Raw genomic sequence first — 20,083 nt, 5'->3', positions numbered from 1 at the left:
CGTTGGTAACAGGTGTGTGATAGAAAACAAATAAATGGTTAGACCAGTAGACCTTGACGTGGGCTGGCCAGTACGCAAGGGAGCGGCACATGTGCGGCGACGGCAGCGACGGCCACTTCGACAGCGCCCACGCGGGCGGGGCGGGCGACCTCCACGCGGGCGATCCCGAGCTGACCGCCGACGGGATCGCCGCCCACCTGGTCGGTGAGGACGAGATCCGGCGCACGGCGGCGGGCTTCATCGGCTACAACCGCACCGGTCCCGGCGACCGGGTCCTGATCGGCATCGACAACCAGTACGAGTACGACGCGGTCCTGCCGATCGCCGACGCCCTCCGCGCGCGCGGCGCCTCGGTCGACATCGTGATCGTCGACATCGGACCGGACCGCCCGTTCACCGAGTTCGACGAGATCGGCGTGCTCATCCGCCGCGAGGACCGCAAGCTCAACCCGCGCCGGTGGGACGCGGTGCCGTGGGTGCAGGAGCTGGCCCGCACGCGCAACTACGACCTGCTCGTGCACAAGAAGGGCGGCGGCATCCCCGCCACGCCGCACCGGTACGAGGCGATCCCCTGGCTCTCCCTCGAGCACCTGGTCGCCGAGGCCAACCGGTACCCGCGCAGCCTGCACGAGCTGATCAACCGCAAGGCGTGGGAGCCGTTCCACACCGTGGGCGTGGGCGGGCGGGTGCACCTGACCGACCCGGAGGGCACCGACCTGACGTACACGCTGCACGAGGGATACTTCGACGGCACGCGGCGCAGCTACGGCACCGAGCCCTTCTGGGGGCACCTGCTCGCGCACGGGCCCACGCCGATCCTGCCCGAGGAGGACGCCGAGGGAGTCGTGGCGGGCACCACCAACCACTTCTCCAAGGCGTACCCGCGGATCGTCCTCACGCTGGAGAAGGGCAAGGTCGTCACGGCCGACGGCGGTGGCGGATACGGCGACGCGTGGCGCGACCTGCTCGCCGAGTCGCGCGACATCAAGTACCCCTGCTTCCCCGCCCCGGGCCTGTTCTACCTGTGGGAGGTCGCGATCGGCACGCATCCGCTGATCGTGCGGCCCCGGGACATCTCCCGCCTTTCCTCCGGCGGGTTCGAGTGGGAGCGGCGCCGCAGCGGCATCGTCCACATGGGATTCGGCACGCGCTGGGGCGGCGAAGAGGAGCGTTGGGCCGCCGACCAGAAGCTGGTCTACGGCCACCTCCACGTCCACCTCAACTTCGCGACCCTGACCATCACCACGAAGTCGAACGAGAAGATCACCGTCATCAAGGACGGCCGGCTGGCCGTGCTCGACGACCCGGAGGTCCGCGCCCACGCCGCCGAGTTCGGCGACCCGTCCGCTCTCCTCACCGAGTTGTGGACGGCGCAGGTCCCCGGAATCACCGCGGCCGGTCGGTACGCCGACTACGCCGCCGATCCCGCCAAGTACGTGTACGGGTAGCCCGCTTCGTGCCCGGGGGAGGCCGGCGTTCCCGCACCACCTGCGTTGATTGGACACCACCATGGGTAGAAGGACCCGCTCCTCGATCGCCGCGGTCGCCGCGTCGCTCGTGGTCGCCTCCGCCGCCGCGTGTGGCGACAGCGCCGAGGGCACCGGCTCGGGCGAGCCGGCGACCGGCCTCCCGCCGGCGCTTCAGCAGCTCTACGACGCGGCCCGCCAGGAGGGCACCGTCACGTACTGGACCTCGGACGACCCGCCCGTCATCGCGAAGGTGATGGAGTCCTTCAGCAAGACCTACCCGGGCATCAAGGTGGAGCCCGTCCTCATCCAGCCCGAGGAGGCGGTCGAGAAGATCATCAGCGAGACGGTCTCCGGCAACGCGCCGAGCGCCGACCTCGCGATGATCGGCGTGCCCTCGGCCGTACCGCTGCTCGACCGCGACCTCGCCGAGAAGGTCGACTGGGCGCAGTACGGCGCCCCCGCCGACGACGCCATGTTCGACGGTCGCGGCCTGCGCTTCCTCAACTACACGCTGGCCATCGCGTACAACCCGGAGAAGATCAAGCGCCAGGAGGTGCCGACCACGCTGGAGGGACTGGCCGACTCGACCCGCCTCAACGACGGCAGGCTGGTGCTGGAGTCGCGCGGCTGGGCGTTCGGGCTGATGGCCTCCTCGATCGGCCAGGACCAGAGCCTGGCCCTGCTCGACCGGCTGCTCACCAAGAAGCCGCTCGTCATCAAGGGCGCCGGACCGGTCGGGCAGGCGGTCGCCAGCGGTGAGGCCGACGTCGGGTTCACGCTGCTGACCTCCTCCGCGATGGAGATGAAGGAGGCCGGGGCGAGCGTCGACTACGTGGTCCCCAACCCGATCCTCTGCACCAACTTCCAGAACGTGGTGCTCAAGAACGCAAAGAGCCCCAACGCGGCCAAGCTGCTGTCGGTGTGGCTGAACTCGCCGGAGTCGATGGAGGCGTACAAGGGGCAGAACCTCTTTCCCGAACGCCTGACCGGACCCTGGATCCCGGCCTACTCCAAGGAGATGCTCGACACCGGGGCGCCCATCCTCTGCGACGACGACAAGAACGTCGCGCTCGGGGTCGACACCAACACCAAGGCGGCCAGCAAGATGGCCGGGCTCGGCTGAGCATGACGACCACGTTGACTCCCGCGGACGGGGTGCGCACAGGCCCACCGCCCCGGTCCAGGGAGCCGCGTGCCTGGCGGCGCCGCGGTGGAGCCAGGGTCGGGCTCTTCGTCGCGGTCTTCCTCGTCGTGCTGTACCTGGTGGTGCTGCCGCTGGGCATGCTCATCTACGCCAGCCTCGGCGAGGACCCGAACGTGCTGCCGTTCGAGCAGGAGTCGTTCGGCTTCCCCACCTACGTCGACGTGCTCACCTCCGGGCAGACGTTCTCGCTGCTCGGCACCACGCTGCTGTTCACCGGCGGCTCGCTGGCGGTCGGTCTGAGCATCGCGATGGTCCTGGGCTGGCTCATCGAGCGCACCAACCTGCCGGCGCGCAACGTGTTCCGGTTCCTGATCGTGGTGCCGATGGCGATCCCCAGCATGATCTACGCGATCACCTGGACCACGCTCGCGTCGCCGCGCCAAGGGCTGATCAACGTGACGCTGCGCGGCCTGGTCGGCAGCGACGCCGACTCCGGGCCGCTCAACGTGTACTCGATCTGGGGCATGATCTTCGTGCAGGGGATCGCGATCGTCCCGTTCGCGTACCTGATGATCGCCGCGACCTTCGCGATGGTCGACCCGACGTTCGAGCAGGCGGCGCGGGTCTCCGGCGCGAGCTTCGGCCGCACCACCGCCCGGATCACCGTCCCGCTGATGGTGCCCGCCCTGCTCGGCGCGCTCATCTACTACGCCATCTGGGTCCTGGAGACGTTCGAGATCCCGACCACGCTCGGGCTCACCGCCCGCCAGACCGTGGTCAGCACGCAGATCTACTTCGCCGCCCATCCGCAGGGCGGCGGCCGTCCGGACTACGCGCTGGCCAGCGTGCTGTCGGTCCTGCTGCTCGCGGTCGCGCTGATCCTGCTCGCGCTGTACCAGCGGGTCACCCGCCGCTCGGAGAAGTACGTCACGGTGACCGGCAAGGCGTGGCGGCCGATCCGGCTCCCGCTCGGCGCCGCCCGGTGGCCGATCACCGCGCTCTGCACGGTGTACGTGCTGGTCGCCGTCGTGCTGCCGCTGGCGATGATGGTCTGGTCCAGCCTCTTCGTGTACTACCGCACCCCGTCCCGCGCCGCCCTCGACGCCGCCTCGCTCAAGACGTACCGGGCGCTGCTCGACTACCCGGGCATCGGCGGGATGCTGCGCAACACGCTGCTCATGGCGGTCGCCGCGGCGCTGATCACGATCGCGCTCTGCGTGCTGATCTCCTGGCTGGTGGTCCGCCCGCCGGTGCACCGGCGCTGGGTCCGCGCGCTCGACATCGTCAGCTTCCTGCCGCTGACCATCCCGGCGCTCGTCATCGGGCTCGCGCTGATCTTCGGGTACATCCGTACGCCGATCTACGGCACCGTGCTGATCCTCGTGCTCGCGCTGGTCACCAAGTTCATCGCGTACGGCTCGCGAACCCTGATCGCGGCGCAGATGCAGCTCTCGCCGGAGCTGGAGGACCAGGCGGCGGTGAGCGGGGCGAGCCGGCTGCGCATCCTGCGGACCATCCTCGTGCCGCTGCTCGCGCCCGCCGTCGTCAACCTCGCGTTCTGGGCGTCGATCGTCTCGATCCGCGAGCTGGCGATGGTGCTGATGCTCTACAGCCCCAGCAACCGTGTGCTCTCCACGCTCATCTGGGGCTTCTGGCAACGCGGCGACGTCGGGTACGCCAGCGCGGTCGGCGTGCTCATGTTCGTACTGCTCGGCGTCCTCTACTTCGGGGCGCTCGCGGTCTCCCGGCACTACCGGGCCAGAGTGGGGAGTTGACCCGTGATCGAGGTGGAGAAGCTCGTCAAGTCGTACGGCACCGCGGGCAGGCGCGCGTCGGCGGCCGTCGACGACATCTCGTTCACCGTGCCGGCCGGCGAGGTGGTCACGCTGCTCGGGGCGAGCGGCTGCGGCAAGACCACGACCCTGCGCTGCGTGGCCGGCCTGGTGAGCCCGGACAGCGGCCGCATCCAGCTCGGCGAGCGGGTCGTCTACGACTCGGCCCGCCGGCTGAACGTCTCGCCGGACAAGCGCGACCTCGGCATGGTGTTCCAGTCGTACGCGATCTGGCCGCACATGACCGTCAAGGAGAACGTGGCGTTCCCGCTGCGCTGCCGCTCGGTCGCCCGCGCCGCGATCGAGAAGAAGGTGACCACCGCGCTGGAGCTGGTCGGCCTGGCCCACCTCGCCGACCGGCTCGCGCCCAACCTGAGCGGCGGCCAGCAGCAACGCGTGGCGCTGGCCAGGGCGATCGTCGCCGAGCCGGACGTGCTGCTGCTCGACGAGCCGCTGAGCAACCTCGACGCCAAGCTCCGCGACGACATGCGCGGCGAGCTGCGCGGCCTGCAACGGCGGCTCGGCCTGACGATGTGCTTCGTCACGCACGACCAGACCGAGGCGATGGGGCTGGCCGACACGGTGGTGTTGATGCGCGACGGCCGGATCGTGGAGTCCGGCTCGCCGCGCCAGCTGTACGAGGCGCCGCGCGACCCGTACACCGCCTCGTTTCTCGGCTCGTCAAACCTCTGGCTTTCCGCGAGCCTCGGGGCGGACGGGGAGAAGGTGCGGCTGCGCAACGACTTCGGCACCTTCGAGGTGGACCGTCCACAGTGGTGGACGGGGGAGCGGCGGGCGGCCGCGTTCTTCTTCCGGCGGCACAACGTACGGCTTGTCGAGCCGACCGCCGCGGGCGGGCCGAACATCGCCACCGGGCGCGTCACCGAGGCGGTCTTCCTCGGCGAGACGCTGCACGTCAGCGCCGCGGCGGGGGAGCTGACCGCCACCGTGGCACTGGACCCGTGGGACGCCTCCAAGGTGACGGTCGGCGACGAGATCCACTTCGCACCGACCCATCCGCTCGTCTTCCCGGCCGGGGCGGAGCGGGACGTGGAGGCGGCCGAACAGGACGTCGCGGCCGAGCCGAGCGGAAGGTGACCAGACCGATGGCTTACGAGTTTCGCGTGTCCCCGCACCTCAACCCGGACGAACAGCTCCCCGCACCGGACCGCCTGGAGTGGCCGGAGGGGCACCGCCTCGCCCTCTGCCTCGGCTTCGAGATGTGGAGCACCGACTCCTTCGACGCCCTCCAGATCATCGGCTCCACAGTGGACTTCGGTGTGCGGCGCGGCTACGCCAACGTCCTGGACGTGCTGGCCCGGCACGGCGCGCGGGCCACGTTCTTCGTCAACGGGCTCACCGCCGAGGCGCACCCCGGCGTGGTCGGCGAGATCGCGGCGGCCGGGCACGAGGTGGCGCCGCTCGGCTACACGCTCGCTCCACACTGGGACATGGCGCCGGACCACGAGCGGGAGCAGATCCGGCGGGGCGTCGAGGCGGTCGCCAAGGCCGCCGGCGCGCCGGTGACCGGCTGGCGCACGCCGTTCTCCCGGCCGTCCCGGCTGACCCTGGCCGCGCTCCGCGAGGCGGGGCTGCGGTGGGACAGCAGCCTGCGCAACGACGAGCGGGTCGCCCGGTTCCCCCTGCCGGGCGGCCCGCTGCTGGAGATCCCGTTCGGCGGCGCGGCGGACTACAACTACTACAGCCCGTTCCCCGGCCCGGTGAAGCTGATGCCCGCCGTCCGGTCGGTCTACCTGGACGAGCTCGACCTGCTCGGCCGCGAGTCGGCCCGGTACGCCCGGCTGGCCGTCTTCACCTTCAACCCGTCGTACACCGGCCGCCCGGCCGACCTCGGCATGCTCGACGCCGTCCTCGCGGCCGCCGGCGAGCTGGAGCCGAGTGCCTGGCCGGCCCGCTTCGGCGACGTGGCCGAGTGGCTGGGCGGGCACGAGGAGTGGTTCGTCAGCCCCGACGAGGCATTGGAGTCCGCATGAGCACGAGCATCGACAACGCCCGGGTCATCGTCGCGATCAGCTTCGACTTCGAGGCCGAGGAGGACGCGGAGTACCTGACCGCCGACACGCCGGACTTCTGGGACTACCACGAGCGGCAGTACGGCGGCCGGCGCGGCGTGTGGCGGATGCTGGACATCTTCTCCCGGTACGAGGTCAACGCCACCTTCTTCATCTGCGCGGCGCTGCTCAAGTCGTACCCGCGGGCGTGCCGGGAGATCGAGAAGGGGCCGTACGAGATCGCCGCGCACACCATCCACCACGAGCACCTCGACCGGCTCACCCCCGAGGCGGAGAACGAGATGTTCGGGCACATGCAGCGGATGTTCGGCGAGTTCTACGGGACCGCGCCGGTCGGCTTCCGCACCTGCTTCCCGAGCAAGCACACGCTCGACTTCGTGGCCGACCACGGCTTCTACTACGACACCACCACGCGTGACGACGAGTCGCCGTACCGGATGCACCGCCCCGGCCGGGGCTCGTACATCGAGATCCCGCGCGGCTTCAACGGCGACGCGCCGTGGGTCGGCTGCCCGGTGGCGACACCGCTGCACACCGGCCGGTACAACGCGGCGGCCGAGGTGTTCGGCGCGTGGCGGGACGAGTTCGACTGGCTGTACCGGGAGGGCGAGCGGGAGCAGAAGCTGCTGACGCTCTGCCTGCACCCGTACATCACCGGCCGGCCCAGCCGCGCCAAGGCGATCGACAACCTCCTGGCCCACATGGCCGGGCACGACGGCGTGTACTACGCGACCCACCTGGAGGTCGCCCAGTACTTCGACCGCCGCTCCGGCACGCCGGCCGAGGCCCGATGACCGCGCATCGGATCCCCGAGCACCTCGCGGTGCCGGGCATGCTCGTCGACGGCAAGCTCGTGCCGGCCAGCGACGGCGCCGAGCTGCCCGTGGTCGATCCCACCACCGAGGAGGTGCTCGGCGCCATCCCGGACGCCACACCATCCGATGTGGACGCCGCGGTGACGGCCGCCGCCGCTGCCTCGCCCACCTGGCGCGACCTGCGCTGGGCCGAGCGGGCCCGGATCCTGCGCGAGGTGGCCGACGTCGTACAGGCGCACGCCGACGACTTCGCCCTGCTCGACGCGCTCGACGGCGGCAACACGCGGGAGAGCATGCGGGCGGACGCGGTCTCGGCCGCCGAGGAGATCCGGTACTTCGCCGGCGTCAGCCCGGAGGCCAAGGGGCAGACCATCCCCAGTGGACCGGACGCGCTCACCTACACCGAGTTCGTCCCGTACCCGGTGGTGGCCCGGATCGTGCCCTTCAACCATCCGCTGAAGTTCGCCGCGGCGAAGTCGGCCGCCCCGCTCGCCGCCGGCTGCGCGGTCGTGCTCAAGCCCGGCGAGAACAGCTCCCTCTCCGCGCTGCACCTGGGCCGGCTGGTGCGCGACCTGCTGCCGCCCGGAGTGTTCAACGTGGTCACCGGCCGGGGCGACCGGGCCGGCGCGGCACTGGCCGAGCATCCCCGCGTGCCGAGGGTCGCGTTCACCGGGGGAGTGCCGACCGGGCAGCGGGTCCTGAGCGCCGCCGCCCCCGGGATCAAGCACGTGAGCCTGGAACTGGGCGGGAAGAACCCGTTCATCGTCTTCCCCGACGCCGACCCGGTCGCGGCCGCCGCCGGCGCGGTCGCCGCGATGAACTTCTCCCGCTCCGCCGGGCAGTCCTGCGGCAGCACCTCGCGGGCGTTCGTGCACCGGGACGTCGCCGAGGCGTTCACCGGCGCGCTGCTGGAGAAGCTCGCCGGCCTGCGGGTCGGCGACCCCCTCGACCCCGCGACCGCCGTCGGCCCGCTCAGCTTCCGCGCCCACTACGAGCGGGTTCTGGGGTACCTCGACGCGGGTCGCGCCGAGGGCGCCCGGCTGCGCTTCGGGGGCGGCCGCCCGGCCCACCTGAGCCGCGGCTGGTTCGTCGAGCCGACCGTCTTCGACCGGGTCGACATGTCGATGCGGATCGCCCGCGAGGAGATCTTCGGCCCGGTGCTGTCGATCCTCGAGTGGCACGACGAGGAGGTGATGCTCGCCGACGTCAATGCGATCGAGCTGGGGCTGACCGGCAACATCTGGACCCGCGACATCAGCACCGCGATCCGCACCGCCCGGCGCGTGGAGACCGGGTACGTCTCCGTCAACGGCACCGGCAAGCGGCCGCTCGGCGCGCCGTTCGGCGGATTCAAGGCGAGCGGGATAGGCAAGGAGAGCAGCCTGGACGAGCTGTTGAGCTACGGCCGGCACAAGTCGGTCACCATCACACTCGGCTGACCATGGGGGGCAGGAGATGACCGAGAGGGTCGTCATCGTGACCGGGGCGGCGCACGGCATCGGGCTGGCGTACGCCCGCCGGCTCTGCGCGGACGGGGCGAGCGTGGTGCTGGCCGACCTCGACGAGGAGGCGGCGAAGGAGCAGGCCGCCCGGATCGGGCGGGAGGGCGGCACCGCGGTCGGCTACGGGGTCGACATCTCCGACGAGCCGGGGGTCGACGCGCTGGCCGACTACACCGCCGAGCGCTTCGGGCGGATCACCGGGCTGGTCAACAACGCGGCCGTCTTCTCGGTCGTGCCGATGTCGCGGTCGCCGTACGACCTGATCGACGTCGAGGAGTGGGACCTGATGATGCGGGTCAACGTGCGCGGCACCTGGCAGATGTCACGCGCCGCCGCCCGGCACATGCGCCGCGAGGGGTACGGCAAGATCGTGAACATCAGCTCCGGCACCGCGCTGAAGGGCGCGGCGGGACGCATCCACTACGTCACCTCCAAGGCCGCGATTCTCGGCTTCACCAAGACCCTCGCGCGCGAGCTGGGGCCGCACAACATCACGGTCAACTGCGTGGCGCCGGGCAGCACGCTCAGCGAGGAGGACCCCGACCCGGCGGTGGTCGCCCGGCGGGCCGAGGGGAGCCGCGACCGGGCGCTGGCCCGTACCCAGACGCCGGCCGACCTGGTCGGCGCGGTCGCGTTCTTCCTCTCCCCGGACAGCGACTTCATCACCGGCCAGACGCTGGTGGTCGACGGCGGGTCGTTCCTGCACTGATGAGCGAGCAAACCTTTTCGCACAGCGCGCCGTGCCCGCCCGCGGCGGAGCGAGGACGGCCGTGAGCGTCTACGACGAGTTGCTGCGCGGCGTGGTCGACCTGCACGTCCACGTCGACCTGGAGTTCTCCGCGACCGCGTTCCGCAAGGTGCGGCCCGAGTGGGAGTGGCTGCCACGGGCCGAGGCGGCCGGCATGCGCGCGGTCGTGCTCAAGTCGCACCTGTGGCCCACGGTCAGCGCCGCGCACTACCTGCGTGAGCTGTACCGGGGACCGGTCGCCGTCCTGCCCAGCGTCACGCTCAACCCGACCAGTGGCGGCATCGAGCCGTGGGCCGTGGAGGCCGCCGCCGACCAGGGCGCGGGCATGGTCTTCCTGCCCACGTGGGGCGCGGCCAGCGACCGCGCGAACGGCGGCTTCCACCACCGGCTCGCCGCGCACTTCGCCCACTTCGACCCGGCGCGGCTCAGCACCCTCTCCCTTGTGGACGAGAGCGGCCGGCTCAGCCCGGCGACCCACGAGGTGCTGCGCATCTGCGCCGAGCGCGGCCTGGCGCTGGGCACCGGGCACAGCGCGTGGCGGGAGTCGCTGCTGCTCTGCGCCGCCGCGCGCGAGATCGGCTTCGACCGGCTCGTGTTCAACCATCCGCTGTCGGTGTCCGTACAGGCGCCGCGGGACGCGATCGTGGCCGCCGCCGAGTCCGGCGCGAAGGTGGAGTTCTGCTGGCCGACGATCTCGCCGGGCCGCCATCCGCCCGCCGAGGTGGTCGCGCTGATCGGCGAGATCGGGGCCGACGCCACGGTGCTGACCAGCGACTTCTTCGGCGGCAGCAACCCTCCGCCGCCGGACCTCCTGCGCCTGATGCTCGGCACGCTGCACGACGCCGGGCTCTCCGCGCGGCAGATCGCCACCGCCGCGGCGCGCGTACCGGCACGCCTGCTGGGGCTTGCCGGTTGACCGGAGCGCCCAGCTCGGCCAGTCACGTACGCCTGCTCGTCTCGGTCCTGCTCTACTCCACCACGCTGGGCGTCACCGCGGTCGCGTTCCCGCTCCGCACGCTCGAAGCCGGGTACGGCATCGCCGCCGTCGGCTACCTCGGTGCCTTCGGCGCGGTGAGCCAGGCGGTGTCCCGTACGGCGCTGCCGTTCGTGTTGCGCCGGGTCTCGGACCGGTGGCTGGTCCGGACGGCCTGTGTTCTGATGGCCGCCTCGGCCGCGGTGCTGGTCGTCTCCACCACGCTCGCCGCGTTCCTGGTCTCCGCCGCGCTGCTGGGCGTCTCCCGGTCGCTGTACTGGACCGGCAGCCAGGTCTACGTGCTCCGCGGCGACCTGCCGGTCGGGCAGCGGCGGCTCGCGCACATCCAGTTCGTCTCCAACACCGGCGAGTTCGTCGGGCCGCTCGGTGGCGGCCTGGTCGCCGACCAGTCGATCACGCGCTCGCTGCTGCTCTGCGTCGTCCTGATGGCCTTCGGGCTGGGGGCGGTGTGGATCCTGGACCGGCATCCGCCCCTGGCCCGTACCGGCCGCGAGCAGATCACCCCGATCTGGCGGCAGCGGAGCGTCGCGCTCGGCTGCGCGGGCGTGGTGACCGCGGGCGGCTGGCGCGGGCTGGTCAGCTCGGTCATCCCGGCGATGCTCGCCGAGGTGGGGCGCTCACCCGGCCAGATCGGCGTGCTGATCGGGCTGGGCAACGCCGCCTCGATGGGCGGCTCGCTGCTGGCCGGCCGGGTCGGGGCGAGGTGGTACGCCGCGACCACGTACGCGTCGATCGGGGTCACCGGCGTCGCCGTGGCGTTCACCGGCCTGCTCGCCGGCTCCGTCGTCGCCAGCGGGCTCGGCCTCGCGGTCAGCGGGCTCGGCGCCGGGCTGCTCCAGACGCTCGGCACCGTGCTCGCCACCTCCGAGGTACACGAGAGCCAGCGCGGCGACGTGGTCGTCCTGACCGGGCTGCTGCGCTCGCTGGCCCTGTTCGCCCTGCCGGCCGGAGTGGCCGCGCGGGTCGGCGCGCTGGCCACGGCGACCGCGCTGGCGGTCGGCGGTGGCCTGCTCATGCTCCCGCTCGCCCTCGGCATGCGCCGGAGGCAGTGACGCCGGAGCTGGTCCTTACCGCCGCGCCGCGTACGCCTGGGCGCCGCCGCGTGCGGGGCCGTCGGGTCGCCGCTGGTCCACGCTTCGAGCTCGGGGCGTACCGGACCGTGCCCCCGCCCGCGCCGTAATCCGCTCGAACGTTTCGAGTCGGATTTCGGGGAGCGGTACGCGGGTCGCGTCACGGCCGGCTGGTCGCCGTGCCCGTCCGGTGTAGTCTTCGCTGCAAACGCGGGAGCAACGGAGGAGTGCGCAAGGTCGTTTCGTGCCGAAACTGCGCCGAAAAGGCTTTCAGAATGGTACTGCTGTAAGGGGTGACCGTGAGGCGCTTCCGGCAGCGGCTTGTCGCAGCGCGCCGTACGTGCCGGTCGCTGAGAGGGAGCGTCACATGAGCACCGAGCCAGAGATCCCCGCCAACCGGGCCGCCACGCTGACCGACGTGGCCAAGCTCGCCGGCGTGTCGGTGGCCACCGCGTCGAAGGCCATCAACGGGCGGGACGAGGTCCGCGCGGCCACGCGGAAAAAGGTGCTGGAGGCGGCGGAGCTGCTGTCCTTCGCGCCGAACGCCCTGGCCCGCGGCCTGCTCGGTGGCCGCACCGGCACGGTCGGCCTGCTCACCAGCGACCTGGAGGGGCGCTTCTCGATCCCCATCCTGATGGGCGCCGAGGACGCGTTCGGCGCGGGGCAGGTCTCGGTCTTCCTCTGCGACGCGCGCGGCGACGCGATCCGGGAGAGGTACCACGTCCGCGCGCTGCTCTCCCGGCGGGTCGACGGCCTGATCGTGGTGGGCTCCCGCACCGACTCGCGGGCGCCGCTGGCCGGCAACATCCCGGTGCCGGTGGTGTACGTCTACGCCCCCTCCGCCGATCCCGACGACATCTCCATCACGGTCGACAACGTGGGCGGCGGGCGGCTCGCCATCGAGCACCTGATCGCCTACGGCCGGCGCAACATCGCGCACATCACCGGCGAGGCGGGCTTCCAGGCGGCCCGCGACCGGGCCGAGGGCGCCGTCGCGGCGCTCGCGGACGCGGGCCTGACCATGATCGGCGGCAAGCCGTACTTCGGGTCGTGGGACGAGACCTGGGGGCGGGCCGCCGCGCACATCGTGGTCGAGCGGCATCCCGAGGTCGACGCGATCTTCTGTGGCAGCGACCAGATCGCGCGGGGCGTCCTGGAGACACTGCGCGACCTCGGCCGCGACGTGCCGGGCAGCATCTCGGTGATCGGTTTCGACAACTGGGAGGCCATCACCGCGCACTCCCGGCCGCGCCTGAGCAGCATCGACATGAACCTCGAGCACCTCGGCGCGGTCGCCGGCCGGCGCCTCTTCGCGGCCATCGACGGCGACGACCCGCCCATCTCGGAGCAGTTTCCCGGCCGGGTCGTGATGCGCGACTCGACCGCGCCCCTCGGCTGAGAAACGCCTGCGTACCGGCCATGGGCGCGGCCTGACGCCCGACCCGGGCGATGCCATCGACGTACGTGGTCGCCGGCTGTCCACCGCCGCCGAAAGTTTTCGGCGGCGGTCTATCCGCAGGTCATGCTGTTGATCCAGGTCGATGAGGCGGATACGAGCGCGGAAATCAACTGTTGACACGACCGTAACCGGCGGCCAGAATCCTCCGAAAAGGTTTTCGGCGCGGGTACGGCCGGTCCGGTGAAACGGAGTGACGCTCGTGGGCATGGCAGAAGAGTCGGCGGAGATCTGGTTCCTGACCGGAAGCCAGTCGCTGTACGGCGAAGAGGTGCTCGAACAGGTCGCGGCACAGTCCCGCGAGGCGTGCCAGCGACTGGCCGACGGCCTGCGCGCTCGGCCCCGCCTCGTGTGGAAGCCGGTGCTCACCACCGCCGACGCGATCCGCCGGACCTGCCTCGACGCCACCGCCGACGACTCGGTGGTCGGCGTCATCGCGTGGATGCACACGTTCTCGCCGGCCAAGGCGTGGATCGCCGGGCTCTCCGCGCTCGGCAAGCCGCTGCTGCACCTGCACACGCAGGCCAACCGGTCGCTGCCCTGGGCCGAGCTCGACATGGACTTCATGAATCTCAACCAGGCGGCGCACGGCGACCGCGAGTTCGGCTACATCCAGGCCCGGCTGGGCGTGGCGCGCAAGACGGTCGCGGGCTTCGTCGGCGACCCCGAGGTCCACGAGCGGGTCAGCGCGTGGGCCCGCGCGGCGACCGGCTGGCGGGCGGCGCGGTCGCTGCGGATGGCCCGCTTCGGCGACAACATGCGGGACGTGGCCGTGACCGACGGCGACAAGGTCGGTGCCCAGGCGACGCTGGGCGTCTCGGTCAACGCCTACGGGGTCAACGCCCTCGTCGCGGCGGTCGACGAGGTGGCCGACTCGGATGTCACCAAGCTCGTCGCCGACCACGAGGACCGCTACGAGGTCGCGCCGGAGCTGCGGCGCGGCGGCGAGCGGCACGAGTCGCTGCGCTACGGCGCCCGGATCGAGCTCGGTCTGCGCCAGTTCCTGGAGGCCGGCCGCTTCGACGCCTTCACCACCAACTTCGAAGACCTGGGCGCCCTGCGGCAGCTTCCCGGCCTGGCGGTGCAGAGCCTGATGGCCGACGGCTACGGCTTCGGCGGCGAGGGCGACTGGAAGACGAGCGCGCTGCTGCGCATCCTCAAGGTGATCGCCGGCGACGAGCCGGGCGGCACCTCGTTCATGGAGGACTACACCTACCACTGGGGTCCGGGCGAGCCGAAGATCCTCGGCGCGCACATGCTCGAGGTCTGTCCCAGCATCGCCGCCGAGCGGCCCCGGCTGGAGGTCCATCCACTGTCGATCGGCGACCGCGAGGACCCGGTGCGCCTGGTCTTCACCGCCGCCCCCGGCCCGGGGATCGTCGTCGGCCTCGCCGACCTGGGCGGTCGCCTGCGCCTGACCGCCAACGAGATCGACGTGGTCGCGCCGGACGAGCCGCTGCCGCGGTTGCCGGTCGCCCGCGCGGTATGGGTACCACGCCCCAACCTCACGACGTCCGCCGAGTGCTGGCTGCTCTCCGGCGGGCCCCACCACACAGTGCTCAGCACCGCGGTCGGCCGCGAGGCCCTCGCGGACTTCGCCGACATGGCGGGCGTCGAGCTGCTCATGATCGACGCCGCCACCGACTACCGGTCGTTCGCCGACCACCTGCGCTGGAACAGCGCGTACTACCGGATGGCGCAGCGGCTGTAGTCGCACCCCGAGCCGAAGCAAATACGACATCGAGGAGTGAGACCAGATGGGAAGGTTAACGCGCGGGAGAACCGCGCTGCGGTCCTTGGCAGGAGTCCTCGCGGCGACGCTGGTCCTCGGCGTCGCGGCATGCGGTGACGACAGTTCGGACGACCCGGGCGTGGTCCAGGCCGGGCCCGACGGGGTCGACGACGGCAGCGAGCTGACGCTGTGGACCCGCGCCCCGCTGGAGAAGCAGGCGAAGCTTCTCGTCGAGGCGTACAACGCGAGCCACCAGAACAAGGTCAACCTGACCGTCGTCCCCAACGACGACTACGTGGCGAAGGTCGGCGCCGCGGCCGGCTCCGGTGGCCTGCCGGACCTCTTCGCCGCCGACATCGTCTACGTGCCGAACTGGGTCAACCAGGGGCTGTTCCAGGATCTCAGCGCCAACATCGACGGCCTGGCCTTCAAGGACACCATCAACAAGGGCCACCTCGCCGCCGGCACCGCCGACGGCAAGGAGTACGTGCTGCCGTTCGTGCTCGACCTGTCGATGCTGTTCTGGAACAAGGGGCTCTTCAAGGAGGCCGGGCTCGACCCGGAGAAGGCGCCGGCCAACCTGACGGAGTACGCCGCGGCGGCCAAGGCCGTCCAGGCGCTCAAGAAGGACGGCGTCTACGGCACGGCCGCCGGCCTCAACTGCGGCGGCTGCCTGGTCTTCACCTGGTTCCCGTCCATCTGGGCCGATGGCGGCGAGGTGCTCAGCGAGGACGGCCGCGAGTCCAAGCTCGCCGACGAGACCGCGCAGAAGGTCTACAGCACGTGGGCGGACCTCTGGAAGTCGGGCGCCGTGCTGCCCGCCTCCTCGGGCGAGACCGGTCCGACGTGGACGGCCGCGTTCACCGAAGGCAAGATCGGCCTGATGCTCTACCCGGCGACGCTGCTGTCGTCGACGCCGTTCGACGTCGGGGTCGCCGGCATCCCCGGCCCCAACGGCGGTGCGTCGACCTTCGTCGGCGGTGACGGCATCGGCGTGTCGAAGGACTCGAAGAAGTCCGCGCAGGCCTGGAACTTCCTGAGCTGGATGATGTCCGAGGAAGCCCAGGTCGAGGTGCTGGCGAAGAACAAGGACGTGGTGTCCCGTTCCGACCTGGCCGGCAACAAGTACGCCGCCGAGGACCCGCGGCTGGTCACCATCAACGAGGTGGCAGGCAAGGGCGACACCCCGGTCGCGATGAACTTCCAGCAGGCGTTCAACGCGCCGAGCAGCCCATGGCTGACGTTGGTCCGCAACCAGGTGCTCAACGGCGGCGGCGACGTCCAGAAGGACAACGGCCAGATCACCTCGGTACTCCAGCAGTAGGACACGGTCGCGGGCGTGTGCCGGCCGCCGCCTTCGGACGGCACACGCCCCGCGCGACACCGGGACGCGTCACCGATTCGGCCGGGCGCCGATCGAACGAGGAGTTGTCATGGATCTCGACGCACCGTCACGCCCGGCGAGGGCGACGACGCGGCGCCGGCTGCGAGCCAGCGGCCGCCAAGCCCTGCTCGGCTGGCTGTACGCCACGCCGACCGCGGTCTTCGTCGTGGCGCTGTTCCTGGTGCCGCTCGGGCTCGTGGTCAAGATGTCGGTGTCGAGATGGCCGCTGCTCTCCGGCGACCAGGGGCTCAACGCCCCGGACAACTTCACCAAGGCGGTCAGCCACCGTTTCTTCACCGACTCGGTGATCTTCACCGTCAAGTACACCGTGCTCGCGACCGTGCTGCTGCTGCTCCTCGGGCTGGGGCTGGCCCTGCTGGTGCAGGAGTCCAGCCGGTGGAACAACCTGCTCCGCGCGTCGTTCCTCGTGCCCAGCGCCCTCGGGCTGGCGTCCGCGTCGCTGCTGTTCTACGTGCTGTACTCGCCGTACGCGAGCCCGTTCGAGCCGCTGATGGACAAGCTGGGCTTCACGTTCCTCGGCTCGCCGACCGGGGCGCTGCTCTCCACGGTGTTCCTCATCGTCTGGCGCTACGCGGGCTTCTACATGGTGCTCATGCTGGTCGGCCTGCAGAGCATCCCGGGCGACGTCTTCGAGGCGGCGCGGTCGGACGGGGCGACCCGCTGGCAGACCTTCCGCAAGGTCACGCTGCCGCTGCTGCGTCCCACGCTGGCGCTCACCACCGTGCTCTGCGTGACCGGCTCGCTGCTCGCCTTCGAGCAGTTCTACATCCTGACCAAGGGCGGCCCGGACAACAGCACCATCACCGTGGTCCAGCTCATCTACATGATCGCGTTCCAGGGGCAGAACGACCTCGGCGTCGCCGCGGCGCTCTCGGTCATCGTGCTCGGCGCCCTGGTCCTCATCAACGCACTCCAGCTGCGCGCCTTCCGGTCCGAGGAGAGCTGACCCATGACTGTGGACTCCCGTACCCCCGTGGCCGCCGTCGACGCCGAGCCCGGCCGGCGAGCCCCGGCGCCGCGACGGCCGGGGAAGCCGCGCGGCGTCACCATCGCCGGTGTCGCACTGCGTACGCCGTACTGGGTCTTCACCGGCGCGGTGGCGGTGATCTTCCTCTTCCCGCTGCTGTGGACCGCGGTCGCCTCGGTCTCCCCGCAGGCCGGCACCAACCAGGTGGACGGCTGGGGCTTCGGCAACTACACGACCCTCGCCGACTACCAGGCTGGCATCTGGCGCTACCTCGCCAACTCGGCGTTCGTCTCGCTGCTGACGGTCGCGCTCACGCTGCTGATCTCGTTTCTCGGCGGGTACGCGTTCGCGCGCTTCCGCTTCCCCGGCCGCAACCTGCTCTTCCTGGTCACCCTGGCCATCCTCATGGTCCCGTACGCGACGCTGCTGATCCCGCTCTACGTGCTGCTCAACGAGGTCGGGTTGCAAAACTCGCTGGTCGGCGTGGCCCTGGTGCTCAGCATGTTCCAGCTGCCGTTCTCCACGTTCCTGATGCGCATCTCCTTCGAGGCGGTGCCGCGCGAGCTGGACGAGGCGGCGATGGTCGACGGCTGCTCGTCGTTCGGCGCGCTGTGGCGAGTGCTCGTCCCCGCGGTCAAGCCGGGCCTGATCACCGTCGGACTCTTCGCGTTTCTCGCCGCCTGGAACGACTTCATGGCCCCCCTGATCCTCATCAACGACTCCGAGCGCATGACCCTGCCCCTCGCCGTCTCCAACCTCCGGGGCCAGGTGCAAGGCGTCGTCGACTACGGCGCGACGGAAGCGGGCGTCGTCGTGCTCGCACTGCCGTGCGTCGTGCTGTTCCTGCTGCTTCAACGACACTACGTGCGCGGCTTCATGTCCGGCGCGCTGAAGGGATGACAATGGTACGCAGCGCGCCCACGGCGGCACCTGTCCTGCCGACCCGCGGGCGGCTCCGGCCGCTCGGACTCGAAGAGGTCCGCGTCACCGGCGGTTTCTGGGCCGAACGTCAATCCGTCAACGCGGCGGCCAGCCTCGAACACATCGCGCACTGGCTCGAACGGGAAGGCTGGATCCGCAACTTCGACCTGGTGGCCGAGGGCGACCTGGCCGAGCGCCGGGGACGCGAGTTCTCCGACTCGGAGATCTACAAGTTTCTGGAAGCGCTGGCGTGGGAGATCGGCCGCACCGGCGACGCCGGCCTGGAGTCGCGGTTTCGCGCCATTGTGGACAGAGTCGCCCGGGCGCAGGACGCCGACGGCTACCTCAACACCAAGTTCGGCCACGCCGGGCAGGAGCCGCGCTGGTCCGACCTGGTCTGGGGGCACGAGCTCTACTGCGTGGGGCACCTTCTCCAGGCGGCCGTCGCCCGCGCCCGTACCCGCCCGGACGCCGACGACGGGCTGGTGGCCATCGCCCGCCGGGCCGCCGACAACATCTGCGCGGCGTTCGGACCGGACGGCATCGACGGCCTTTGCGGACACCCCTGCATCGAGACCGCGCTCGTCGAGTTCGGCCGCGTGACCGGTGACGACCGGTACCTCGCCCAGGCGGCGCTCTTCGTCGAGCGGCGGGGCCACGGCCGGCTCGGCGACGTGGAGTGGGGCCGGGAGTACTTCCAGGACGAGAGCCCGGTGCGCCAGGCGACCGTGCTGCGCGGGCACGCCGTACGGGCCAACTACCTCGCCGCCGGCGCGGTCGACGTCGCCGCCGAGACCGACGACCCCGTGCTCATGAAGGCGGTCCGCGCCCAGTGGCGCAACGCGGTGGCGCGGCGCACGTACGTCACCGGCGGGCAGGGCTCCCGGCACCAGGACGAGGCGTTCGGCGCCGACTGGGTCCTGCCGCCCGACCGCGCGTACTCGGAGACCTGCGCCGGCGTGGGGTCGGTGATGCTGGCCTGGCGGCTGCTGCTCGCCTCCGGCGACGCCGGCTACGCCGACCTCATCGAGCGGACCCTCTACAACGTGGTCTCGACGTCGCCGGCGACCGACGGCCGGAGGTTCTTCTACGCCAACACGCTGCACCGCCGCGTCCTCGGCGCGTCCCCCGACGTCGAGCGGCCCAGCATCCGCGCCTCGGCGGCCCAGCGCGCGCCCTGGTTCGAGGTGTCGTGCTGCCCGACCAACGTGGCCCGCACGCTGGCCAGCCTCGCCGCGTACGTCGCCACGACCGACGACGAGGGCCTCCAGATCCACCAGTACGTGACCGGGACGATCGCGCACGGCCCGGCGGACGGGCCCGAGCGGCGGGTCACGGTCACCACCGCCTACCCCGACGCGGGGGAGATCCGCGTGCGGATCGACAGCGACGACGACCGCCCCTGGACGCTGTCCGTCCGCGTACCGGCCTGGGCCGGGCAGGGCGCGACGCTGACCGCCGGCGGGGAGACCCGGCCGGTGGCCCCGGGCTACGCCACCGAGCGGCGGACCTGGCGCGGCGGCGACGAGGTCGTCCTGAACCTCCCCGTGGCGCCCCGGTTCACGTATCCGGACGGGCGCATCGACGCCGTCCGCGGCTGCGTGGCCGTGGAGCGCGGCCCGCTCGTGCTCGCGGTGGAGTCCGTGGACGTACCGGGCGGCGAAGACCTCGACGAACTCCGGGTCGACACCAGCCAGCCACCCACGCTGGCCGACGGCAGGGTCACGGTGCGCTGCCGTCGCCTGGAGCCGCACGACCACGACTGGCCGTACAACGGCAGCGAGGCCGCGCCGGCGGCCACGGCGACGGCGGACCTCCTCGAGGTGCCGCTGATCGCGTACCACGACTGGGCCAACCGCGGGCCATCCACGATGCGCGTCTGGCTCCCCACGATCTGAATCCCGAGGGCCGGGTGACCCGGCCCGTGACGGTGGACGCCACGCCCTGTGCGTGCCGCGTCGGCGTAAGCCTGACCTTTTCCCGACTGGCACCAGG

16 protein-coding genes are annotated in these 20,083 nt (G+C 71.4%); all 16 read left to right on the top strand.

Going from position 1 to position 20,083, the window contains the following annotated elements; translation table 11 throughout:
- Positions 1-89: 89 nt before the first annotated feature.
- The 16 genes from ACFFIA_RS07490 to ACFFIA_RS07415 all read left to right on the top strand — a co-directional run bounded on the left by ACFFIA_RS07490 (position 90) and on the right by ACFFIA_RS07415 (position 19,986).
- On the top strand, positions 90-1,448 hold the full coding sequence (locus tag ACFFIA_RS07490; RefSeq protein ID WP_377247520.1) for a M29 family metallopeptidase: 1,359 nt from the start codon (positions 90-92) through the stop codon (positions 1,446-1,448).
- A 61-nt stretch (positions 1,449-1,509) separates the two neighbouring features.
- Entirely contained in the window at positions 1,510-2,592 is a 1,083-nt protein-coding gene (locus ACFFIA_RS07485) for an ABC transporter substrate-binding protein (protein ID WP_377247517.1), read from the top strand.
- A gap of 2 nt (positions 2,593-2,594) precedes the next feature.
- Positions 2,595-4,388, top strand: coding sequence for an ABC transporter permease (locus ACFFIA_RS07480; RefSeq protein WP_377247514.1), 1,794 nt, complete (start codon positions 2,595-2,597; stop codon positions 4,386-4,388).
- Between the two features lie 3 nt (positions 4,389-4,391).
- Positions 4,392-5,543 (top strand): ABC transporter ATP-binding protein, encoded by a 1,152-nt coding sequence (locus ACFFIA_RS07475; protein WP_377247511.1) that lies wholly within the window; start codon positions 4,392-4,394, stop codon positions 5,541-5,543.
- 8 nt (positions 5,544-5,551) lie between these two features.
- On the top strand, positions 5,552-6,439 hold the full coding sequence (locus ACFFIA_RS07470) for a polysaccharide deacetylase family protein (RefSeq protein ID WP_377247508.1): 888 nt from the start codon (positions 5,552-5,554) through the stop codon (positions 6,437-6,439).
- Positions 6,436-7,272, top strand: a complete 837-nt coding sequence (locus ACFFIA_RS07465) for a polysaccharide deacetylase family protein (RefSeq protein WP_377247505.1) — start codon at positions 6,436-6,438, stop codon at positions 7,270-7,272. The genes ACFFIA_RS07470 and ACFFIA_RS07465 overlap by 4 nt, the downstream gene beginning before the upstream one ends.
- Positions 7,269-8,732, top strand: coding sequence for an aldehyde dehydrogenase family protein (locus tag ACFFIA_RS07460; protein ID WP_377247502.1), 1,464 nt, complete (start codon positions 7,269-7,271; stop codon positions 8,730-8,732). The genes ACFFIA_RS07465 and ACFFIA_RS07460 overlap by 4 nt, the downstream gene beginning before the upstream one ends.
- A 16-nt stretch (positions 8,733-8,748) precedes the next feature.
- The gene (locus ACFFIA_RS07455; protein WP_377247499.1) at positions 8,749-9,504 is read left to right on the top strand and encodes an SDR family NAD(P)-dependent oxidoreductase; all 756 of its coding nucleotides are present in this window, start codon (positions 8,749-8,751) and stop codon (positions 9,502-9,504) included.
- Positions 9,505-9,565: 61 nt separating this feature from the next.
- The gene (locus ACFFIA_RS07450) at positions 9,566-10,459 is read left to right on the top strand and encodes a DUF6282 family protein (protein WP_377247496.1); all 894 of its coding nucleotides are present in this window, start codon (positions 9,566-9,568) and stop codon (positions 10,457-10,459) included.
- Entirely contained in the window at positions 10,456-11,589 is a 1,134-nt protein-coding gene (locus ACFFIA_RS07445) for an MFS transporter (protein ID WP_377247493.1), read from the top strand. The genes ACFFIA_RS07450 and ACFFIA_RS07445 overlap by 4 nt, the downstream gene beginning before the upstream one ends.
- 385 nt (positions 11,590-11,974) lie before the next feature.
- On the top strand, positions 11,975-13,006 hold the full coding sequence (locus tag ACFFIA_RS07440) for a LacI family DNA-binding transcriptional regulator (protein WP_377247490.1): 1,032 nt from the start codon (positions 11,975-11,977) through the stop codon (positions 13,004-13,006).
- A 265-nt stretch (positions 13,007-13,271) separates the two neighbouring features.
- On the top strand, positions 13,272-14,774 hold the full coding sequence (araA, locus tag ACFFIA_RS07435) for an L-arabinose isomerase (protein ID WP_377247487.1): 1,503 nt from the start codon (positions 13,272-13,274) through the stop codon (positions 14,772-14,774).
- Positions 14,775-14,859: 85 nt separating this feature from the next.
- Positions 14,860-16,119, top strand: coding sequence for an ABC transporter substrate-binding protein (locus ACFFIA_RS07430; RefSeq protein WP_377247484.1), 1,260 nt, complete (start codon positions 14,860-14,862; stop codon positions 16,117-16,119).
- 109 nt (positions 16,120-16,228) lie between these two features.
- Positions 16,229-17,146 carry a carbohydrate ABC transporter permease gene (locus tag ACFFIA_RS07425; RefSeq protein WP_377247481.1) on the top strand — a complete coding sequence of 306 codons (918 nt, stop codon included), beginning with the start codon at positions 16,229-16,231 and terminating at the stop codon, positions 17,144-17,146.
- Between the two features lie 3 nt (positions 17,147-17,149).
- The gene (locus tag ACFFIA_RS07420) at positions 17,150-18,067 is read left to right on the top strand and encodes a carbohydrate ABC transporter permease (protein ID WP_377247478.1); all 918 of its coding nucleotides are present in this window, start codon (positions 17,150-17,152) and stop codon (positions 18,065-18,067) included.
- The gene (locus tag ACFFIA_RS07415; protein ID WP_377247475.1) at positions 18,064-19,986 is read left to right on the top strand and encodes a glycoside hydrolase family 127 protein; all 1,923 of its coding nucleotides are present in this window, start codon (positions 18,064-18,066) and stop codon (positions 19,984-19,986) included. Before ACFFIA_RS07420 ends, ACFFIA_RS07415 begins: the two co-directional genes overlap by 4 nt.
- The last annotated feature ends 97 nt before the right edge of the window (positions 19,987-20,083 follow it).

The organism is Phytohabitans kaempferiae, from assembly GCF_042433955.1.
Taxonomy (GTDB): Bacteria; Actinomycetota; Actinomycetes; order Mycobacteriales; family Micromonosporaceae; genus Phytohabitans; species Phytohabitans kaempferiae.
Note: the sequence above shows the minus strand (reverse complement) of the source record. Positions and strands in the feature narration are given on the sequence as shown.

Coding starts and splice junctions, on each gene's coding strand:
- ACFFIA_RS07455 (WP_377247499.1), top strand. CDS start 8,749: ATGACCGAGAGGGTCGTCATCGTGACCGGGGCGGCGCACGGCATCGGG.
- ACFFIA_RS07440 (WP_377247490.1), top strand. CDS start 11,975: ATGAGCACCGAGCCAGAGATCCCCGCCAACCGGGCCGCCACGCTGACC.
- ACFFIA_RS07490 (WP_377247520.1), top strand. CDS start 90: ATGTGCGGCGACGGCAGCGACGGCCACTTCGACAGCGCCCACGCGGGC.
- ACFFIA_RS07425 (WP_377247481.1), top strand. CDS start 16,229: ATGGATCTCGACGCACCGTCACGCCCGGCGAGGGCGACGACGCGGCGC.
- ACFFIA_RS07415 (WP_377247475.1), top strand. CDS start 18,064: ATGACAATGGTACGCAGCGCGCCCACGGCGGCACCTGTCCTGCCGACC.
- ACFFIA_RS07465 (WP_377247505.1), top strand. CDS start 6,436: ATGAGCACGAGCATCGACAACGCCCGGGTCATCGTCGCGATCAGCTTC.
- araA (WP_377247487.1), top strand. CDS start 13,272: ATGGCAGAAGAGTCGGCGGAGATCTGGTTCCTGACCGGAAGCCAGTCG.
- ACFFIA_RS07460 (WP_377247502.1), top strand. CDS start 7,269: ATGACCGCGCATCGGATCCCCGAGCACCTCGCGGTGCCGGGCATGCTC.
- ACFFIA_RS07485 (WP_377247517.1), top strand. CDS start 1,510: ATGGGTAGAAGGACCCGCTCCTCGATCGCCGCGGTCGCCGCGTCGCTC.
- ACFFIA_RS07420 (WP_377247478.1), top strand. CDS start 17,150: ATGACTGTGGACTCCCGTACCCCCGTGGCCGCCGTCGACGCCGAGCCC.
- ACFFIA_RS07470 (WP_377247508.1), top strand. CDS start 5,552: ATGGCTTACGAGTTTCGCGTGTCCCCGCACCTCAACCCGGACGAACAG.
- ACFFIA_RS07480 (WP_377247514.1), top strand. CDS start 2,595: ATGACGACCACGTTGACTCCCGCGGACGGGGTGCGCACAGGCCCACCG.